A 19,263-nucleotide genomic window follows, 5' to 3' on the forward strand; every position below is an offset into this window, starting at 1 on the left:
CATGCTGTCACGCCGCCAGTTTCTGAGCGTCGCCGCCGCCAGTGCCGGTGCACTGCTCGTGTCGCCGCGGATTGCGTTCGCGCATGTCGCGACCGAGCGCCGCTTCGTGTTCGTGATCCAGCGTGGCGCGGCCGATGGCCTGAACATCGTCGTGCCGTACGCGGACCCCGCGTATGCGAGTTTGCGCGGACCGCTCGCGATCGATGCGTCGAACGCGCCGCATCTGGATGGCACGTTCGCACTGCATCCGGCGCTCGCGCAGATCGCGAAGCTGTACGCGCAGCGCGAGGCGCTGTTCGTGCACGCGGTCGCTTCGCCGTATCGCGACCGCTCGCATTTCGACGGACAGAACGTGCTGGAGACCGGCGGCACATCGCCGTATCAGACCAGGGACGGCTGGCTCAACCGGCTCGCCGCGCAATTGCCCGCGACCCGCGAAACCGCGATCGCGTTCGCGCCGACCGTGCCGATGGCGCTGCGCGGTCCCGCTTCGGTGACGTCGTATGCGCCGTCGGGCCTGCCGCAGGCGCCCGACGATCTGCTCGCGCGCGTGTCGCAGCTGTACGAGCAGGACGCGCAGTTGCGTCCGCTGTGGGAATCGGCGATGGCGGCGCGCGGCCTCGCGGGCGATGCCGGCGCACGTCAGGACCCGGCGAGCCTCGGCAAGCTCGCGGCCAGTTTTCTGGCGCGCGACGACGGGCCGCGCATCGCGATGATCGAGACCGGCGGGTGGGACACGCACAGCGCGCAGAACGCGCGCCTCGCGAATCAGCTGAAGGCGCTCGACACGATGCTCGCGGCGTTGCGCGACGGCATGGGACCAGCGTGGAGCAAGACCACGGTGCTGGTCGCGACGGAGTTCGGCCGGACCGCGGCCGCGAACGGCACGGGCGGCACCGATCACGGCACCGGGTCGGTCGCGATGGTGCTGGGCGGCTCGGTGGAGGGCGGACGCGTGATAGCGGATTGGCCGGGGCTCGCGCCGCATCAGTTGTATCAGTCGCGCGACCTGAGGCCGACCACGTCGCTCGATGCGTTGATTGCCGGCACCGCGAGTGAAAGTCTCGGGCTCGATCCGGAACGGACGGCGGCAGCGCTGTTTGGCCGGACCATCGCGGGCAGACCGGTGACGGGCGTCGTGCGGACGTGACGCGTTGATCGCCGGCGCGGCGCGCGAAAGTATTGCGCTCGATCCGGACGATCGCGGCGGTCCGCCGACCCCAACGAGCAGTGCGACCTCAACGCGCGCAGGCGGACGCTTCGCATTGATTCGCCGCGACCTGATGCGTCGCGTGCACCGAGCGCTCGCCGACGCGATGATAGCGGCGGCCGTAGTAGATCAGCGCATCGCCCGCGCCCCGCGTGCGCGTGGCCTTCACCGCGCAGAAGAACACCGTGTGCGTGCCGACTTCGGTCACCGACTCGATCTCGCAATCGAGCGACGCGAGCGCGTCCTGCAACACCGGCGCGCCGGTCTTGAGGCTGTCCCATTGCGCGGCCGCGAAGCGCGCTTCGATCGCGAGCGCGCTCGTGGCGAAGTGCGCGGCAAGCGCCTGTTGCTCCGCGCTCAGCACGTTCACGCACAGCTTGCCGTTGCCGCGAAACACCGCGTTATTGCGGCTGCCGCGGTTGATGCAGACTAGCAGCGTCGGCGGCTCGTCGGTGACGCCGCAGACCGCCGACGCGGTGCAGCCGGCAAGGCCGGCTTCGCCGTCGCTGGTGATGATGTTGACGGCCGCGCCAAGACCGGCCATCGCGTCGCGGAACGTGCTCTTGTCAAGCATGAAGGCCTCTGCTGGAAGTCGGGGGGCGCTAAGACGACGGTGATCGCGTCAGCCGCGAGCCTTGTCGGCCGGTGATGCCGCGCAAGCCGGCGAACGGAAGCGCGCCGCCGTGTGGCTCTCGGGCAGCCGCGCGTGGCCGAACAGCTTTTCGCGCAGCGTGCCGTCGCGATACGCGCGCTTGTACGCGCCACGCTCCTGCAGCAGCGGTACGACCAGTTCGATGAAATCGTCGAAGCACTCGGGCACGACGGTGCGCGACAGATTGAAGCCATCGACGCCGGTTTCCTCGGTCCATGCGATCAGCTCGCCGGCGATTTTGTCGGCCGAGCCGACGAGCGGCTGCTGACGGCTGCCGAGCACCATCTGTTCGAGCAGCTTGCGCCTCGTCCATTGCGGACCGGCGGCGCGCGTCATTGCTTCGACGTTCGACACGATCGCCTGGCTCTTGCCGGTTTCGATCGGCTCGTCGAGGTCGTAGCGCGCGAAGTCGATGCCAAGCGATGCGGCCGCGTGCACCAGCGCCGCCTCCGAGCTCGCATAACGGCGGTACTCGTCGAATTTCTCCTGCGCTTCCTGATCGGTGCGGCCCGTTATTATGGTTTGGCCGAGCAGCACCTTGATGTCGTCGGCGCGGCGGCCGCCCGCGACCGCGTGCGCGCGAATGTCGTCGACGATCGTCTTGACCGCCGGCTTCGCCTGACCGTTGACGAACACGCACTCCGCGTGCGCCGCCGCGAACTGTTTGCCGCGCGCGGACGAGCCGGCCTGATACAGCACCGGCGTGCGCTGCGGCGACGGCTCGGCGAGATGCATCGCATCGACGCGGTACTGCTTGCCGTGGTGATGGATCACGTGGACCTTCGACGCGTCCGCGTAGACACCGTGTGCCTTGTCGCGCAGCACCGCGTCGTCCTCCCAGCTGCATTCCCACAGCTTGTAGACGAGCTCCATGTACTCGTCGGCGAGATCGTAGCGGTCGTCGTGCGCCATCTGACCGGTCAAGCCTATCGCGCGCGACGCGCTGTCCAGATAGCCGGTCACGATATTCCAGCCGACCCGGCCGCGCGTCAGATGATCGAGCGTCGACATGCGGCGCGCGAACAGAAACGGCTGCTCGACCGACAGATTCGACGTGACGCCGAACGACAGATGCCGCGTGACCGCGGCCATCGCCGGAATCAGCAGCGTCGGATCGTTGACCGGCACTTGCACGGCACCGCGGATCGCCGCGTCCGGGTTGCCGCCGTAGACGTCGTAGACGCCGACCACGTCCGCGAAGAAGATGCCGTCGAACAGGCCCGCTTCGAGCTTGCGCGCATAGTCGGTCCAGTACTGTAGATCCGTGTAGCGCGTGGACTGATCGCGCGGATGCGTCCACAGCCCTTGCTGGATGTGGCCCACGCAGTTCATGTCAAACGCGTTGAGAACGATTTCCTTCGGCATGGTGTGTTCCGGCGGGTGAGCGGCTTCGGGCGCTGGCATTGCGTTTAATATAGTGGACGAAAAATCACTATGCAAGACATTATTCGGCAGCTGGGAGGGTGCGCGTTGAACGCCGTTTGCACTCCCCCGGCGGCATCGCATCGATATAATTTCGCGGTACTCACCTCCGCACCGACAACCCCGCCATGTCCGAAACTTCCGCGATCGATCTGACCCAGGCGATCTCCGCGCGCGTAAAGACCGAGCGCGAGGCGCGCAACTGGTCGCTCGCCGAACTGGCCGAGCGCTCGGGTGTGTCGAAGGCGATGATCAGCAAGATCGAGCGTGGCGAGGCGAGTCCCACCGCGACGGTGCTCGGGCGGCTGTCGGGCGCGTTCGGGCTCACGCTGTCGACGTTGCTCGCACTCGCCGAGCAGACCGGCGAGCGGCTCGTGCGTCATGCGGACCAGTCGCTGTGGGAAGACCCCGAAACCGGCTATACGCGGCGGCGAATTTCACCGCCTACCGGCGGCGTGCTGGAGTTGCTCGAAATCGAATTGCCGATCGGGGTGAGGGTGCCTTATCCGTCGGATGCGTTCGTGTTTCAGCATCAGCAGATCTGGGTCACGCACGGAGTGCTGACGTTTCGCGAGGGCTCGCTGACGTACCGGCTCGAAGCGGGGGACTGCCTGCAACTCGGTGCGCCGGTCGAATGCGAGTTCTTCAATTCCGGCACTGAGGTGTGCAGATATGTGGTGGGCTTGGTGCGGCGCTGAGCTGTGCCGGATGGTGCCCAACAGTCCAGATAGCAGGACGACGACCGGGGATTAACGGGAGACACCGCATGCATCGCAGGTTCGCGGCGCTCCCGTTCGCGAGTCGAATGCCGACGCTCAGCTTCCACCACCTCCGCGGGACGGGAAATTCAGCGTGAGCTTATTGGTCACCGAGGTCACGCCCGGAACACCTTTCGCGATGTCGGCAGCCTGCTGGATCATGCCGCTCTCAGGTACCGAGCCGGTCAACGTCACCGCGCCGCTACGCGCCCGCACGAACACGTTCGACACGTTGAAGCCCTGAGCTCTCGAGAGCGCGCGCCGCACGTCGCGGCCGAGCTTGCGATCCGCCGCACGCGTCGATTGGGTGGTCGTGGCCGGCGCGGCTGCGGTGGCGGCAGGCGCCTGAGCGTCGCTCGCCTGCGCGTGGGCGCTGGATGCGGTTGCCACGCACAATGCAATTCCGAGCACCTTCAAAAGATTGACTGTTTTCACGGTTTCACCATCCTCGATAAGTTGATGTCGCTTCGTTGCATGTTAGAAACGCCGCGCTTTTGTCGAGCTGGTCTGGGCTCTGGGAAGTGCCTGTCTTGTAGAGGAGTGGTGGTTTCGGCGCTTCCGGCGCGGTTAAACGATACTCCTGGCGGGGCTGGCATGCCAAAAAAACCGTACCGCGGGGAGGTGCGATCAGCTATAAGCGCGGGCGGGCGGCGGCCAGTTTGTCCCAGAACGACGGGGGTAACGAAATCCTCGAGTTTCCTTTACCGGCATCTCCGCGGGAAAACTCGACAGACGGACCGAGATAGCGGGGCGGCGAATACGGATTCAGCGAGTATCGCAGGCCCGTTGACCAGAAAAGATCGGGGACAGGCGTGCTGAAAGTGCGCTGTGCAAGCAGCCTCCCGCTCTTTGCATCGAATAGTCGGCCGACATATTCAGGGCTCCCGCTGCGGCCCGGAGCCCATCGCAACAGGCAAAGCTCTGCTCTGTAGATGCCGTCGACAGGTGCCGAATGACGACACTCGCGTCCATGCGGAGTATGGTCGAAGAGCCCAAAATAAAGCCCTGCGCTAAGACCAGCCAATAATGCAGCACGCTTAAGGATGCGCTTCATAGGTAGAGCACGATCGGCGGGAAAAGCGGAACGTAGCGACGGTCCGAGTAGATGATGAAATCGCCGCCGCGCTGATGTCTGATTGCCCACTGCCGAAAATCGCTGTTATGGATCGGGTAATAAACCTGTCCTTTGATAACTGGATCGCCAAGCGTCACCGGCGACTCCACGTAAGGAACATAACGGGACGTAGCCGCCACGCCAGCAAGCGGCATCACGATAACACCGTTACTGCTCCAGTGCCCCAAATACTGGGATCGTTCCCCGGCTCATCGGTAAACGTGAAGTTGTCTTTTACGTACACCCATGCGCCCGTTACTTCGGCAGTCGTCCTTTGCGTGCCAAATGGGTCCCTTGACAGTCGAACATGACCTATAGCGGCATAGATTACGAACGATCCAAGCGCGGCGGTCAAATCGTCGGGGACTCCTGTTCGCGCAGCATCCGCCATTAGCTTTAGTTTGATTTTTTCCGCAAACGTACCGTCAACTTCGACGTGTTGAAATTGAAAAAACTGATGCAGATGTTGGGGATCATTTCGACAGATATCGTTCTTTATCGTGGTTGTATCGTACATGTCAGGCGGGTACGGCTTGCCTTCCTGATTGATTCCCTTGAGCTCGTCGCTGGGACTGCGGAGTAGTTCAATCGGCCGGCAAACCATCGTTCCATTAACTTCGCTCCGATGGGCATCATTTCTTTGCGCAGAGCGTTCGGAATCTCCTGGATATCGAATGGCGGTACCGTCTTTTTCGGGCGACGATCTTCGTCGCGTGGGTGGTTTGGGCGGCACAGGTGTGTTCAACCATGTTCTGAAGCGGGAAACCGAATCGGCGACCTTGAGAAGATCGTTGATCATTTTCACGGTTGGATCAGGTTTGCGAGACTTGGCCGGGCTAGGCACGGCATTCGGCTTCGCGACTGGCGAGGCCGGAAACGGCGGCGGTGGGTTGTCCGTCGAAAGCGAGACCTCATGCACGATCCGAGCACGACGAACGCGCTCGTCGACCGTTCCAGCGCGCATCCCGCCATTTGCCTGTAAGCTTCCCTGACGGGTTCGCGCCAAGGCTGCGCGCCCCGCTGTGGTGCTTCACGATTCGCAGACGGACTCGCACGTTATTGCCAATCAACCAAGGGATATCAGTCATGAACAGCTTCGTCATTAAACGAATCATGCTTGGGGTTTCGGCGGTCGCACTGGTGGCCGGCACCATTCCGCTCGCGGTCGCACAGGGCTCGACGGATGCCGCGGCCCAGCAAGGCGCGACGACGACCACCCCGAAGCCGACGAAGGCCGAGCGCAAGGCCGAGCGCAAACAGGCTCGCGCGAAAAAGAACGCCGAGCTGAAGAAACTCGAAGACGCGGGCTACCAGCCGGCGCAAAACGATCCGAACTATCCGGACAAGCTGCAGGCGGCGCAGAAGAAGGCCGGCGTCGGTGCGCCGGCCAGCCAGTAACGGCCAAGCGGACAAGCCCACGCCCGGCGCAGTATTCAGCGCTGATGAGACGCCGGGCGGCTTCGACTTCGGGTACGCTTTGCCGTCAGCAACGCGACCGGCAAGGCAGGTGATCATGGCCACGAAACACGAAATCAGGCGCTACAAGGCGAATCTCTCCGACGAACTGCACAGCGCCGCCCTGTATGAGACGCTCGCGCGCGTCGAGAAAGACGAGACCCGCAAGCAGGTCTATCAGGATCTCGCACAATCCGAACACAGTCATGCGCAAGTGTGGGCCGACAAGCTCCGAGCCAACGGCATCGAACCGAAGGGCCGCGGCCATGCGGTCAAAACGCGTCTGATGAAGGGGCTCGTGCGCGTGTGCGGCGCGGACTTCGTGCTGCCGACTCTTGCCGCCGCCGAATACGCGGACCGCAACAAATATCGAGGCCAACGCGACGCAGGCCACATGTCGGCCGATGAACATCACCACGCGGCGGTCGTGCAGACGCTCGCCGGCACCGGCAATACCGACCTGTCGCCCGGCGCGCGCATTGCCGCGGCCGAGTCGTGGCACAAGGGCGCCGCGTCGGGCAACGATCTGCGCGCGGCCGTCCTCGGCGCGAACGACGGCCTCGTGTCGAACTTCTGCCTGATCATGGGCGTCGCCGGCGCAGGCACCGGCAACAAGGCGATCCTGTTGACCGGCCTCGCCGGGCTGATCGCCGGTGCCTGTTCGATGGCGCTCGGCGAATGGCTGTCGGTCACCAACGCGCGCGAACTCGCGAGCACGCAGATCGCCAAGGAAGCCGAGGAGATCGAGGAACAGCCCGAAGCGGAGGAGCACGAGCTCGCGCTGATCTACCGCGCGAAAGGGCTCGACGCGAACGAGGCGAAACGCGTCGCCTCGCAGATGATGCGCGACAAGGACAAGGCGCTCGACACCTTGACGCGCGAGGAGCTCGGTCTCGATCCGGCGGAACTGGGCGGCAATCCGTGGTCGGCGGCGGGCGTGTCGTTCTGCCTGTTCTCGCTGGGCGCGATTTTTCCGGTGATGCCTTTTCTGTGGTCGCACGGCGTCAGCGCGATCGTGCAATGTGTCGTGCTGAGCATGCTGGCGCTCGCGTCGATCGGCGTGTTTACGTCGCTCTTCAACGGTCGCAGCGCGGGGTTTTCGGCGCTGCGCCAGATCATCATCGGGCTGATCGCGGCGGGATTTACGTTCGGCGTCGGACGTTTGCTGGGCGTGTCGATTTCCTGAGCGGTTCACCTCGCACGCACCGTCTCGCCCTTGCCGCCGTCCGGGAGCACCTTTTGCTCTGTCGCGACATCCTCCGCGCGCGGGCCGACCCGCGCCAATCCCTTCTCCCACAAGGCTTTCGTCGCGGCGTCGAGCGCTCGCGGCGCGGCCGGGTGTCGCATTTCCTCATGTGCTTGTCGGAATTAGTCGGCTAGCCGCACTTTTTTCTAGCAACTATGTAGGCACAGCGCGGGCGACGTCCGCAAGCGAGGAGAGCATTCGATGAATTCCCCCAAGGTCGTGGTCGAAGGGCTGTGCAAGGTGTTCGGCACCAACCCTAAACAGGCGCTCGCAATGCTGGCCAGCGGCGCCACCAAAGAGGAGGTGTTTGCCCGCACCGGTCAGATCGTCGGCGTGCACAACGCGTCGTTCGAGGTTCGCGAGGGCGAGATCTTCGTGCTGATGGGCCTGTCCGGCTCCGGCAAGTCGACGCTGATTCGCCTGATCAATCGGCTCGTCGAGCCCAGCGCCGGCAAGGTGCTGATCGATGGCCGCGATGTCGCGAGCGTGCCCCGCGCCGAGCTGACGGCGCTACGCCGCAAGGACATGAGCATGGTGTTCCAGTCCTTCGCGCTGATGCCGCAGCGCACCGTGCTGTCCAACGCGGCGTTCGGCCTCGAGGTCGCGGGCGTCGGCCGCAAGGAGCGCGAGGCGCGGGCGCTGACGGTGCTCGAACAGGTCGGCCTCGCGCCGTTCGCGCAGAAGCTGCCCGCCGAGCTGTCGGGCGGCATGCAGCAGCGCGTCGGGCTCGCGCGGGCGCTCACGGTCAACCCGTCTCTGATGATCATGGACGAGGCGTTCTCCGCGCTCGATCCGCTCAAGCGCAAGGAAATGCAGAACGTGCTGCTCGATCTGCAGCGCGAGCAGCAGCGCACGATCCTGTTCGTATCGCACGACCTGGAGGAGGCGATGCGCATCGGCACGCGCATCGCGATCATGGAAGGCGGCCGCGTCGTGCAGATCGGCACGCCGCAGGAAATCATCAAGAATCCGGCCGACGACTACGTGCGCGCGTTCTTCGAAGGCATCGACACGAGCCGCTATCTGACGGCCGGCGATCTGATGCAAACCGACGACGTGCCGCTGATGCACGCGCCGCAGATCGACGCATCGAGCGTCGCGGCGACGCTGAACGGCAGCGCCGACTACGCGTTCGTGCTCGACAGCGAGCGCAGGATACGCGGCTTCGTGTGCCGCGACGAGACGGGCAGCGCGTCGCCCCGGCTCAACCAGATCGAATGCATCCATCGCAGCACGCCGCTCAACGACGTGGTCGAGCGCGTTGTGGCGAGCCGCGCGCCGCTGCCGGTCGTCGAAGCGGACGGCTCCTACTGCGGCTCGGTCAACAAGACGAACGTGCTGAGCGTTCTCACGCATCATCGAGGTTCCCATGTCTGAAATCATTCCAATTGGCGCCTGGGTCGATCACGGCGTTCACTACCTGCTCGATCATGATGCGAAGACCTTCGACACGATCGGCAAGGTCATCGAGAGTTTCGCCGCGGCGGTCGAGCACAGCCTGCAGGCCGTGCCGATGTGGGCGCTGATGGCGTTCTTCGTCGGCATCGGCTTGTGGCGCGTCGGCTGGCGCTTCGCGTTGTTCACGCTGGCGGCGCTGCTATTGATCTACGGCACCGGCTTCTGGGATCAGATGGTGATCACGCTCGGCCTCACGCTGTCGTCGACGGTGATCAGTCTCGTGCTCGGTGTGCCGCTCGGCATCTGGATGGCGAAGAGCCGCACCGTCGAAATGATCGTGCGCCCCGTGCTCGATCTGATGCAGACGATGCCCGCGTTCGTCTACCTGATTCCGGCTGCGATGCTGTTCGGCCTCGGCCGCGTGCCCGGCATTCTGTCGACGGTGATCTTCGCGATGCCGCCCGCGGTGCGTCTGACCGCGCTCGGCATCAAGCACGTGAATCACGAAATCGTCGAAGCGGGGCAGGCGTTCGGCTGCACGCCGTGGCAGCTGCTGTACAAGGTGCAGTTTCCGAACGCGCTGCCATCGATCATGACCGGTGTGAACCAGACCATCATGATGGCGCTGTCGATGGTGATCATCGCGTCGATGGTCGGCGCTGGCGGCCTCGGCAACGACGTGCTCGCGAGCATCCAGCGGCTCGATATCGGACTCGGCTTCGAAAGCGGCATGTCGGTCGTGATGCTGGCGATCATTCTGGACCGCATCACCGAGAGCTTCGGCCGGGCGCCGGGCAAGGCACGCGCACCATTGTTCGCCGGGCTGCGCCAGGCGATGAAAGTGCGCCGCGAGCCGGCGGCGCAACACGGTTGATGGTCTGATCCGATACGTCCATGAAGCGCGACGCAATCGCCACCGCCGAAGAAGCCGATGCACGGCTGTCCGCCGTCGCGCACGTCGGCTTCCTGACGCTGCCGAACTTCTCGATGATCGCGTTCACCAGCGCGGTCGAGGTGCTGCGCATGGCGAACTACGTGGGCCGCGCGCAGCACTACCGGTGGTCGGTCGTCACACCGGATGGCGAGCCGGCGCGCGCGAGCAACGGCATCACGGTGAAGCCGACCACCACGCTCGCCGAGACAGGCATGCCGGACCTGCTGTTCGTGTGCGCGGGCTGGCACGTGCGCGAGTATGTGAACGACGCGGTGATCGCCCTGCTGCGCGAGGCGGCCGCGCACCGCGTGCCGCTCGGCGGCATCTGCACGGGCCCGTATGCGCTGCTCGCGGCGGGGCTGCTCGACGGCTATCGCGCGACCGTGCATTGGGAGGACATGTCGCCGTTGCACCAGCGGTATCCGCACGTGCATTTCGACGACGAGCTGTTCGTGATCGACCGCGACCGGCTGACCTGTACCGGCGGCACCGCGCCGCTCGATCTGATGCTGCATCTGGTCGGCATGCGGCTCGGGCCCGCGGTGGCCGCGCAGGTGTCCGAGCAGTTCATCGTCGAGCGGATTCGCGGCTCGACCGATTACCAGCATATTCCCGTCGACGCGCGGGTCGGTTTGTCGCGCGCCGAACTGATCGAAGTGGTCCGGCTGATGGAAGCGAACATCGAGGAGCCGCTATCGCTCGATGAACTCGCGCGGCTCGTGAACCTGTCGCAGCGCCATTTGCAGCGGATGTTCAAGCTGTTCCTGAACGTATCGCCAACGCACTACTACCTGAGCCTGCGGCTGCGCCGTGCGCGCGAACTGCTGCGCAATACCGATGCATCGATCGCACGCGTGACCACGGTGTGCGGTTTTCATTCGCCATGTCATTTCAGCAAGGCGTATCGCGCACAGTTCGGACATGCGCCGAGCGTCGAGCGGCGCATGCCGGAGTAGCGCACGCCGCGTCAAATCAGATCGCCTGCGCGCGGCCCGGAAACGTTTCGTCGTAGCACGAGCCGTCGTCGACTTGTTCCGCCGTGCCGCGTTGCTCGCGATACATCATCGGCGGCACGCCGAACTGTTTGCGAAATTCCCGTCCCAGGTGCGACGCGTCCGAAAAGCCGCAGCTCGACGCGATATCCGCGACGGTCTTGTCCGAACTCGTCAGCAGCCACGCGGCGGTGCGCAGGCGCACCTGCTTCGCATAGGCCTGCGGCGCCTTGCCGGTCTGCGCCTTGAAGAGCCGTTCCAATTGACGCGGCGACAGATCGAGCTTGCCCGCCAGTTCGTCGAGCGACAGCGCGCGGCCAACGTGCTGCTCCATCAGCAGGATCGCGCGCTTGACCTTCGGATGCGACGCCGGCGCGAGACCGGGCGGATGCGGCTGCGGCGCGTTGCCCTTTTGCAGGTCATCGACGAGCAGGATGCGCAGCGCCTTCTGCACCGTGGCGGTTTCGAAGTGACGCAGCAGGATCGCGGCGGCGACGTCGATCGACGCGCGCCCGCCCGAACACGTGATGCGCCGCCGGTCGATCACGAACAGCCGGTCGGCGACCAGCATCTGTTCGTCGACCGACGGAAAGCGCTCGATGAAATCCCAGTAGTGAAACCAGCTCACGCAGATCCGATGGCCGTCGAGCACGCCCGCGCGCATCAGCGAGAACACGCCGGTGCACATGCCGACCAGCGTCGCGTCGCGCGCGGCGGCGCGGCGGATGAACGCGAGCGTCGCCTCGCTCGCGGCCGGCCCCGAGTGCAGCAGTCCGCCGACCACCACCACGTAGTCGAACTTTTCGGCGGTCTCGAAGGTTTCCCACGGCGTGATCTGGATGCCGCAACTCGCGCGCACCGGAGCAAGGGTTTCCCCGATCACGCTCCACGAACAGCGCACCGGCTTGCTGAAGTCGCCTTCATCGGCGGACAGGCGCAGCAGGTCGACGAAACCCGAGAACGCGGTCAGCGTGAAGTTCGGCAGCAGGATGATGCCGAAGCGGATGCGCTGCTTCGTGGCGGTGTCGACTGACGGTGGGGAGAGCGTTTCAGCGGAATTCATGCGCGCGGCGGGTCGGTGAAAAGAACTGCGAAAGCGGGACGAACGTTGACCGAAAAGGGTATAGGCAAGCATAGCACCACGGACCTTCAGCATTGCCTGCCGCAATCGGGCCGCCTGTCGCGAATGCGTCGCAAGTCATCGCAAATCCGCCGTGAGGCCCGCCTGGCGGGTCATTTGGCGACGCCATCCCATTGCGATGCCGTTTTTATTCTATCGATCGGTCCCGCCGTGCGGTGCAATAGACGCACTTTCCATCCGGGCGCATCAGTCGAGTCGACGCGCTTCCGGCCATCGCAACTCGCAAGACTCAGCGCACAAGGCACGCCATGAACGTCAGCGTCTTCGATCTGTTCAAGATCGGCATCGGTCCATCGAGCTCACACACGGTCGGGCCGATGATCGCCGCATGCCGCTTCGCATCGCATGTCGAGGACGCGAATCTGCTCGGCTTCGTGCGGCGCGTCAGAGCCGAGCTGTTCGGCTCGCTCGGCGCGACCGGCAAGGGCCACGGCACCGATAAGGCGGTGCTGCTCGGCCTCGAAGGCAATCTGCCCGATCAGATCGATCCCGACCTGATCGAGCCGAGACTGCGGGCGATCCGCGAGACCAGGCAGCTCGTGCTGCTCGGCAAGCATCCAGTCGCGTTCGACGAGCGCGAACATGTCGGCTTTTACCGCAAGCTGATGCCGGGCGCACCGGGCTCGGGCGTCGTGCATCCGAACGGCATGCGCTTTCAGGCCTTCGACGAGAACGGCCAGTTACTGGTCGAGAAAGAGTATTTCTCGATCGGCGGCGGCTTCGTCGTCAATCGCGACGGCGATCGCGTGAATGGACGGCGCGCCAGCGCGGAGGTGCCGTATCCGTTCCGCACCGGCGACGATCTGATGCGCGTGTGCCGCGAAAGCGGCCTGTCGATCGCCGAAGTGACGTTGCGCAACGAATGCGCGACTCGGCCCGAACACGAAGTGCGCGAGGGCCTGCTGGCGATCTGGCGCACGATGGCCGCGTGTGTCGAGCGCGGCTGCAAGGTGCGCGGTGAACTGCCCGGCCCGATGCACGTGAAGCGCCGCGCGGCCGAGCTGTGCGAGCGCTTGCGCGCACGCTCGGAGGAATCGCTGCGCGACCCGCTGTCGATGCTCGACTGGGTCAACCTGTACGCGATGGCCGTCAACGAGGAAAACGCCGCCGGCGGCCGGGTCGTCACCGCGCCGACCAACGGCGCGGCCGGTGTGATTCCGGCGGTGCTGCACTACTACGTGAAGTTCATGCATGCGGCGAACGACGCCGGCATCGTCGACTTCCTGCTGACCGCCGCGGCAATCGGCATCATCTACAAGGAAACCGCGTCGATCTCCGGCGCCGAAGTGGGCTGCCAGGGCGAAGTGGGGGTGGCCTGCTCGATGGCCGCCGCGGCGCTCGCGGCCGTGATGGGCGGCACGCCCGCACAGGTCGAGAACGCCGCGGAAATCGGCATGGAACACAACCTCGGCATGACCTGCGACCCGGTCGGCGGGCTCGTGCAGATTCCGTGCATCGAGCGCAACGCGATGGGCGCGATCAAGGCGATCAACGCCGCGCGAATCGCGATGAAGGGCGACGGCAAGCACGTGGTATCGCTCGACAGCGTGATCCGCACGATGCGGGAAACCGGCGCCGACATGAAGACGAAATACAAGGAGACGTCGCGCGGCGGGCTGGCCGTGAACGTCATCGAGTGTTGAACCCGCTACACCGTATCTGCAAAACCGCAAAGGACCCACGATGAGCCGCTATTCGATATTCAGCCTGCTGCGCAACGGGATGTCGTATCACGAGAACTGGGAGCGGCAATGGCGCAGCCCCGAGCCTAAACGTGAGTACGACGTCGTGATCGTCGGCGGCGGCGGGCATGGTCTCGCGACCGCGTACTACCTCGCGAAGGAACACGGCGTGCGCAACGTCGCGGTGCTCGAGAAGGGCTGGATCGGCGGCGGCAATACCGCGCGCAATACGACGATCGTGCGCTCGAACTATCTGTGGGACGAATCCGCCGGGCTCTACGAGAAGGCGATGAAGCTGTGGGAAGGGCTCTCGCAGGATCTTAACTACAACGTGATGTTCAGCCAGCGCGGCGTGATGAATCTCGCACATACGCTGCAGGACGTGCGCGACACCGAACGCCGCGTCAACGCGAACCGGCTGAACGGCGTCGACGCCGAATTTCTGACGCCGGCGCAGATCAAGGAACTCGAACCGACCATCAATCTGAATAGCCGCTACCCGGTGCTCGGCGCGTCGATTCAACGGCGCGGTGGCGTGGCCCGGCACGATGCGGTGGCCTGGGGCTTCGCGCGCGGCGCGGACCAGGCCGGCGTCGATATCGTGCAGAACTGCCAGGTGGTCGGCATTCGCCGCAACGGCAGCCAGGTGACGGGTGTCGATACGACGAAGGGCTTCATCAAGGCGAAGAAGGTCGCGGTGGTCACGGCCGGCAACACGTCGACGCTCGCCGACATGGCCGGCGTGCGCTTGCCGCTCGAAAGCCATCCGTTGCAGGCGCTGGTGTCGGAGCCGATCAAGCCGGTGGTCAACACGGTCGTGATGTCGAACGCGGTCCACGCGTACATCAGCCAGTCCGACAAGGGCGATCTGGTGATCGGCGCGGGCGTCGATCAGTACACCGGGTTTGGACAGCGCGGCAGCTTCCACATCATCGAGGGCACGCTCGAGGCGATCGTCGAAATGTTCCCGGTGTTTTCCCGCGTGCGGATGAACCGGCAGTGGGGCGGCATCGTCGATGTGTCGCCGGACGCGTGCCCGATCATCAGCAAGACCGATGTGAAGGGGCTGTATTTCAATTGCGGCTGGGGCACGGGCGGCTTCAAGGCGACGCCCGGCTCGGGATGGGTCTTCGCGCACACGATCGCGAAGGACGAGCCGCATCCGTTGAACGCGCCGTTTTCGCTGGACCGGTTCTATACCGGTCATCTGATCGATGAGCACGGCGCTGCCGCCGTGGCCCACTAGTCGACGAGGAGACACAGATGTTGCTGATCGAATGCCCGTGGTGCGGTCCCCGCGCCGAAACCGAATTCTCCTGCGGCGGCGAGGCGGACATCGCCCGCCCGCTCGACACCGAATCGCTGACCGACAAGGAATGGGGCGACTACCTGTTCATGCGCAAGAACCCGCGCGGCGTGCATCGCGAGCAATGGTTCCACACGCAGGGCTGCCGCCGCTGGTTCAAGGCGCAGCGCGACACCGTCAGCTATGCGTTCCAGGGCTATCAGACGTTCGAGCGTCCGTTGCTGGCGCTCGACAGTAGCGATCCACAGGCAGCCAACGCACAGGCAAAGGCACAAGAGGGCAAAGCATCATGAGCCAGAAAGACCGACTCCCGACCGGCGGCCGCATCAATCGTGCGATCGCGCTGAGCTTCACGTTCAACGGCGTCGAATACCAGGGCTATCAGGGCGATACGCTTGCGTCCGCACTGCTCGCCAACGGCATGCATTTCGTCGCGCGCAGCTGGAAATATCATCGGCCGCGCGGCATCGTGACCGCGGGCGTCGAGGAGCCGAACGCGGTCGTGCAGCTGGAGACCGGCGCCTACACGGTGCCGAACGCGCGGGCCACCGAGGTCGAGCTGTACCAGGGGCTCGTCGCGAGCAGCGTGAACGCGAAGCCGAGCATCGAGAAGGACCGCATGGCGATCAACCAGAAGATCGCGCGCTTCATTCCGGCGGGCTTCTACTACAAGACCTTCATGTGGCCGCGCAAGCTCTGGCCGAAGTACGAGGAAGCGATTCGCGACGCGGCCGGCCTCGGCACCGCACCGAAACAGCGCGACGCGGACCGCTACGACAAATGCTTCGCGCATTGCGACGTGCTGGTGGTCGGCGGCGGCCCGACCGGGCTTGCGGCCGCGCACGCGGCGGCGTTGTCGGGCGCGCGCGTGACGCTGGTCGACGATCAGCCCGAACTCGGCGGCTCGCTGCTGTCGTGTGCCGCGGAGATCGACGGCAAGCCGGCGCTGCAATGGGTTCAGAAGATCGAAGACGAATTGCGGCAGATGCCCGACGTGAAGATCCTGAGCCGCAGCACCGCATTCGGCTACCAGGACCACAATCTCGTCACGGTCACGCAGCGACTGACCGATCATCTGCCCGTGTCGCAGCGCAAGGGCACACGCGAACTGCTGTGGAAGATCCGCGCGAAACGCGTGATTCTGGCGACCGGCGCGCATGAACGGCCGATCGTGTTCGGCAACAACGATCTGCCTGGCGTGATGCTGGCTTCGGCGGTGTCGACCTATCTGCATCGCTATGCGGTGCTGCCGGGTCGCAACGCGGTCGTGTTCACCAATAACGACGACGGCTATCAATGTGCGCTCGACCTGAAAGCGGCCGGTGCGCAGGTAAGCATCATCGATCCGCGCGCGGGTGAATCGAAGGGCACGCTGCCCGCGCTCGCGCGCCGCCACGGCATCAAGGTGCTGAACGGCACGGTCGTCACGGCGGCTCACGGCAAGCTGCGCGTCGCATCGGTGTCGCTCGCGTCGTATGCGAAAGGTCAGATCACCGCTCAACAGGGCCAACTGCCGTGCGATCTGCTCGCGATGTCGGGCGGCTGGAGCCCGGTGCTGCATCTATTCGCACAGTCGGGCGGCAAGGCCCACTGGCATGACGACAAGGCCTGCTTCGTGCCGGGCAAGGCGGTCCAGCCGGAGACCAGCGTCGGCGCCTGCGCGGGCGACTTCACGCTCGGCCAGGGCATCCGTTTCGCGGTCGATGCCGGCGTCGAAGCGGCGCGCGCGGCCGGGCACATCGTCGCGCGGCCGAAGCCGGTGCAGGTCGCCGAGCTGAGCGAAGCGAAGCTGGAACCGCTGTGGCTTGTCGGCGGACGCGAACTGGCCACACGCGGGCCCAAGCAGTTCGTCGATTTCCAGAACGACGTCTCGGCCGCCGATATCTTCCTCGCCGCGCGCGAGGGCTTCGAATCGGTCGAACACGTGAAGCGCTACACCGCGATGGGCTTCGGCACCGACCAGGGCAAGCTCGGCAACATCAACGGCATGGCGATTCTCGCGCAGGCACTCGGCAAGACCATTCCCGAGACCGGCACGACGACGTTCCGGCCGAACTACACGCCGGTCACGTTCGGTACGTTCGCCGGCCGCGAGCTGGGCGAATTGCTCGACCCGGTGCGCAAGACCGCGATCCATGAATGGCACGTCGAACATGGCGCGGCGTTCGAGGACGTCGGCAACTGGAAGCGTCCGTGGTTCTACCCGAAGAAGGGCGAAGACATGCACGCGGCGGTAGCGCGGGAGTCGCTCGCGGTGCGCACCAGCGTCGGCATTCTCGATGCGTCGACGCTCGGCAAGATCGACATTCAGGGCCCGGACTCCGCGAAGCTGCTGAACTGGGTGTACACGAACCCGTGGACCAAGCTCGAAGTCGGCAAGTGCCGCTACGGCCTGATGCTCGACGAAAACGGCATGATCTTCGACGACGGCGTGACCGTGCGCCTCGCCGAGCAGCACTACATGATGACGACCACCACCGGCGGCGCGGCGCGCGTGCTCACGTGGCTCGAACGCTGGCTGCAAACCGAATGGCCCGACCTGCGCGTGCGGCTCGCGTCGGTCACCGATCACTGGGCGACGTTCGCGGTGGTCGGACCGCAGAGCCGCAAGGTGCTGCGAAAAGTCTGCGACGATATCGACTTCGCGAACGCGGCGTTCCCGTTCATGACGTATCGCGAAGGCACCGTCGCGGGTGCGGCGGCGCGCGTGATGCGCATCAGCTTCTCCGGCGAACTCGCTTATGAAGTCAACGTGCCGGCCAACGTCGGACGCGCGGTGTGGGAAGCGTTGATGGCCGCGGGCGCGGAATTCGACATCACGCCGTACGGCACCGAAACGATGCACGTGCTGCGCGCGGAGAAGGGCTACATCATCGTCGGCCAGGATACCGACGGTTCGATGACGCCGCACGACCTCGGCATGGGCGGGCTCGTCGCGAAGTCGAAGGACTTTCTTGGCAAGCGCTCGCTCTCCCGCTCGGACACCGCGAAGGCGGGGCGCAAGCAACTGGTCGGGCTGTTATCGGAAGATGCATCGTTCGTGATACCCGAAGGCTCGCAGATCGTCGCCGGGCCGTTCCAGGGCGAAACCGCGCCGATGCTCGGGCACGTCACGTCGAGCTATTACAGCCCGATTTTGCGGCGCTCGATCGCGATGGCGGTCGTCAAGGATGGTCTCGACAAGATCGGCACAACCGTCACGATTCCGCTTTCAAGCGGCAAACAGATCGCGGCGAAAATCGCGAGTCCGGTGTTCTACGACAGCGAAGGAGCACGTCAACATGTGGAATGAAACAGGCGGAACGGTATCGGTCGTGGATCGCGCGGTCGGTCGGCAAAACGGCGTGTGGCAGGAGTCGCCGCTGGCCGGTGTGGGTGGCCTGCTGAAACAGCATCAGGCCAACTCGACTGCCGCGTTCCGGCTCGGCGAGCGGCCGTTTCTCGAACTAATGAACGTGCGCGGCGATCCGCGCGACGCGGCGTTCATTCGCGCAGTGGAACAGGTGATTGGCTGCAAGCCGCCGGAGAAGGCAAACACCGTCGCGCGCGGCAATGGCTACGACATGATGTGGCTCGGTCCGGACGAATGGCTCGTGCGTTCGGAGGCCGCGCACGATGCGACGCGCACGGCGCCGTTGCAGGCGAAGCTCGGCGCGGCGTTCGCGGGCGTGTTCGCCTCGGCGGTCGATGTCGGCAGCGGCTATACGGTGCTCGAAATAAAGGGCACCCGGACGCGCGATGTGCTCGCGCGCGGCTGCCCGCTCGATCTGCATCCGAAACTATTCGGCGTGGGGCAGTGTGCGCAGAGCCATTATTTCAAGGCGTCGATCACGTTGCTGCCCACCAGCGCCGACAGTTTCGACATCGTCGTGCGCCGCAGCTTCGCGGATTACTTCGTCAGGATCATGCTCGACGCCGCCGAGCCGTTGATGTCCTGAGTGGTTGATACACGG

Annotated in this window: 16 protein-coding genes and 1 pseudogene; 12 read left to right on the forward strand and 5 right to left on the reverse strand. The window is 65.0% G+C overall.

Features of this window, described 5'->3' with window-relative positions; translation table 11 throughout:
- The first annotated feature begins 1 nt into the window (after position 1).
- The gene (locus BC1002_RS19190) at positions 2–1,150 is read left to right on the forward strand and encodes a DUF1501 domain-containing protein (RefSeq protein WP_013091641.1); all 1,149 of its coding nucleotides are present in this window, start codon (positions 2–4) and stop codon (positions 1,148–1,150) included.
- Positions 1,151–1,238: 88 nt separating this feature from the next.
- Here the strand turns inward: BC1002_RS19190 and BC1002_RS19195 are convergent, their stop codons facing one another.
- Positions 1,239–1,784, reverse strand: coding sequence for a flavin reductase (locus BC1002_RS19195; RefSeq protein WP_013091642.1), 546 nt, complete (start codon positions 1,782–1,784; stop codon positions 1,239–1,241).
- A gap of 48 nt (positions 1,785–1,832) precedes the next feature.
- Complete coding sequence (locus tag BC1002_RS19200; protein ID WP_013091643.1) at positions 1,833–3,227, reverse strand: LLM class flavin-dependent oxidoreductase; 1,395 nt, start codon at positions 3,225–3,227, stop codon at positions 1,833–1,835.
- A 185-nt stretch (positions 3,228–3,412) separates the two neighbouring features.
- Between BC1002_RS19200 and BC1002_RS19205 the strand changes: the two genes are divergently transcribed.
- The gene (locus BC1002_RS19205; RefSeq protein WP_013091644.1) at positions 3,413–3,982 is read left to right on the forward strand and encodes a helix-turn-helix domain-containing protein; all 570 of its coding nucleotides are present in this window, start codon (positions 3,413–3,415) and stop codon (positions 3,980–3,982) included.
- Positions 3,983–4,099: 117 nt separating this feature from the next.
- Here BC1002_RS19205 and BC1002_RS19210 read toward each other — a convergent pair whose 3' ends face one another.
- Together BC1002_RS19210 and BC1002_RS39975 are read right to left on the reverse strand one after the other, a co-directional pair.
- A complete protein-coding gene (locus tag BC1002_RS19210) occupies positions 4,100–4,477 on the reverse strand; it encodes a BON domain-containing protein (RefSeq protein WP_013091645.1) in 378 nt (125 codons plus the stop codon).
- A 615-nt stretch (positions 4,478–5,092) separates the two neighbouring features.
- Positions 5,093–6,120: pseudogene (locus BC1002_RS39975) on the reverse strand (DUF6402 family protein).
- A 122-nt stretch (positions 6,121–6,242) separates the two neighbouring features.
- Here BC1002_RS39975 and BC1002_RS19220 point away from each other — a divergent pair.
- The 5 genes from BC1002_RS19220 to BC1002_RS19240 all read left to right on the forward strand — a co-directional run bounded on the left by BC1002_RS19220 (position 6,243) and on the right by BC1002_RS19240 (position 11,145).
- Positions 6,243–6,554: a hypothetical protein gene (locus BC1002_RS19220; RefSeq protein ID WP_013091646.1), complete on the forward strand. Its 312-nt coding sequence runs from the start codon at positions 6,243–6,245 to the stop codon at positions 6,552–6,554.
- Between the two features lie 115 nt (positions 6,555–6,669).
- A complete protein-coding gene (locus tag BC1002_RS19225; RefSeq protein ID WP_013091647.1) occupies positions 6,670–7,797 on the forward strand; it encodes a VIT1/CCC1 transporter family protein in 1,128 nt (375 codons plus the stop codon).
- 261 nt (positions 7,798–8,058) lie between these two features.
- Entirely contained in the window at positions 8,059–9,234 is a 1,176-nt protein-coding gene (locus tag BC1002_RS19230) for a quaternary amine ABC transporter ATP-binding protein (protein ID WP_013091649.1), read from the forward strand.
- Positions 9,227–10,129, forward strand: coding sequence for a choline ABC transporter permease subunit (choW, locus tag BC1002_RS19235; protein WP_013091650.1), 903 nt, complete (start codon positions 9,227–9,229; stop codon positions 10,127–10,129). Before BC1002_RS19230 ends, choW begins: the two co-directional genes overlap by 8 nt.
- Before the next feature lie 20 nt (positions 10,130–10,149).
- A complete protein-coding gene (locus BC1002_RS19240) occupies positions 10,150–11,145 on the forward strand; it encodes a GlxA family transcriptional regulator (protein ID WP_013091651.1) in 996 nt (331 codons plus the stop codon).
- 16 nt (positions 11,146–11,161) lie between these two features.
- Here the strand turns inward: BC1002_RS19240 and BC1002_RS19245 are convergent, their stop codons facing one another.
- Entirely contained in the window at positions 11,162–12,244 is a 1,083-nt protein-coding gene (locus BC1002_RS19245; RefSeq protein WP_013091652.1) for a GlxA family transcriptional regulator, read from the reverse strand.
- Between the two features lie 326 nt (positions 12,245–12,570).
- Between BC1002_RS19245 and BC1002_RS19250 the strand changes: the two genes are divergently transcribed.
- The 5 genes from BC1002_RS19250 to BC1002_RS19270 are packed head-to-tail and all read left to right on the forward strand — an operon-like array spanning position 12,571 to position 19,248.
- On the forward strand, positions 12,571–13,965 hold the full coding sequence (locus tag BC1002_RS19250; protein WP_013091653.1) for an L-serine ammonia-lyase: 1,395 nt from the start codon (positions 12,571–12,573) through the stop codon (positions 13,963–13,965).
- Between the two features lie 40 nt (positions 13,966–14,005).
- Positions 14,006–15,250, forward strand: a complete 1,245-nt coding sequence (locus BC1002_RS19255) for a sarcosine oxidase subunit beta family protein (RefSeq protein WP_013091654.1) — start codon at positions 14,006–14,008, stop codon at positions 15,248–15,250.
- Positions 15,251–15,267: 17 nt separating this feature from the next.
- Positions 15,268–15,603 carry a sarcosine oxidase subunit delta gene (locus BC1002_RS19260; protein WP_013091655.1) on the forward strand — a complete coding sequence of 112 codons (336 nt, stop codon included), beginning with the start codon at positions 15,268–15,270 and terminating at the stop codon, positions 15,601–15,603.
- The gene (locus BC1002_RS19265; RefSeq protein WP_013091656.1) at positions 15,600–18,602 is read left to right on the forward strand and encodes a sarcosine oxidase subunit alpha family protein; all 3,003 of its coding nucleotides are present in this window, start codon (positions 15,600–15,602) and stop codon (positions 18,600–18,602) included. Before BC1002_RS19260 ends, BC1002_RS19265 begins: the two co-directional genes overlap by 4 nt.
- Positions 18,592–19,248 (forward strand): sarcosine oxidase subunit gamma, encoded by a 657-nt coding sequence (locus BC1002_RS19270; protein WP_013091657.1) that lies wholly within the window; start codon positions 18,592–18,594, stop codon positions 19,246–19,248. Before BC1002_RS19265 ends, BC1002_RS19270 begins: the two co-directional genes overlap by 11 nt.
- The last annotated feature ends 15 nt before the right edge of the window (positions 19,249–19,263 follow it).

The sequence above is a fragment of the Paraburkholderia atlantica genome, from assembly GCF_000092885.1.
Lineage (GTDB): Bacteria > Pseudomonadota > Gammaproteobacteria > Burkholderiales > Burkholderiaceae > Paraburkholderia > Paraburkholderia atlantica.

Bases quoted from the DNA above. Each gene is read 5' to 3' on its own strand.
- BC1002_RS19190 (WP_013091641.1), top strand. From the start codon at position 2: ATGCTGTCACGCCGCCAGTTTCTGAGCGTCGCCGCCGCCAGTGCCGGT.
- BC1002_RS19195 (WP_013091642.1), bottom strand. From the start codon at position 1,784: ATGCTTGACAAGAGCACGTTCCGCGACGCGATGGCCGGTCTTGGCGCG.
- BC1002_RS19200 (WP_013091643.1), bottom strand. From the start codon at position 3,227: ATGCCGAAGGAAATCGTTCTCAACGCGTTTGACATGAACTGCGTGGGC.
- BC1002_RS19205 (WP_013091644.1), top strand. From the start codon at position 3,413: ATGTCCGAAACTTCCGCGATCGATCTGACCCAGGCGATCTCCGCGCGC.
- BC1002_RS19220 (WP_013091646.1), top strand. From the start codon at position 6,243: ATGAACAGCTTCGTCATTAAACGAATCATGCTTGGGGTTTCGGCGGTC.
- BC1002_RS19225 (WP_013091647.1), top strand. From the start codon at position 6,670: ATGGCCACGAAACACGAAATCAGGCGCTACAAGGCGAATCTCTCCGAC.
- BC1002_RS19230 (WP_013091649.1), top strand. From the start codon at position 8,059: ATGAATTCCCCCAAGGTCGTGGTCGAAGGGCTGTGCAAGGTGTTCGGC.
- choW (WP_013091650.1), top strand. From the start codon at position 9,227: ATGTCTGAAATCATTCCAATTGGCGCCTGGGTCGATCACGGCGTTCAC.
- BC1002_RS19240 (WP_013091651.1), top strand. From the start codon at position 10,150: ATGAAGCGCGACGCAATCGCCACCGCCGAAGAAGCCGATGCACGGCTG.
- BC1002_RS19245 (WP_013091652.1), bottom strand. From the start codon at position 12,244: ATGAATTCCGCTGAAACGCTCTCCCCACCGTCAGTCGACACCGCCACG.
- BC1002_RS19250 (WP_013091653.1), top strand. From the start codon at position 12,571: ATGAACGTCAGCGTCTTCGATCTGTTCAAGATCGGCATCGGTCCATCG.
- BC1002_RS19255 (WP_013091654.1), top strand. From the start codon at position 14,006: ATGAGCCGCTATTCGATATTCAGCCTGCTGCGCAACGGGATGTCGTAT.
- BC1002_RS19260 (WP_013091655.1), top strand. From the start codon at position 15,268: ATGTTGCTGATCGAATGCCCGTGGTGCGGTCCCCGCGCCGAAACCGAA.
- BC1002_RS19265 (WP_013091656.1), top strand. From the start codon at position 15,600: ATGAGCCAGAAAGACCGACTCCCGACCGGCGGCCGCATCAATCGTGCG.
- BC1002_RS19270 (WP_013091657.1), top strand. From the start codon at position 18,592: ATGTGGAATGAAACAGGCGGAACGGTATCGGTCGTGGATCGCGCGGTC.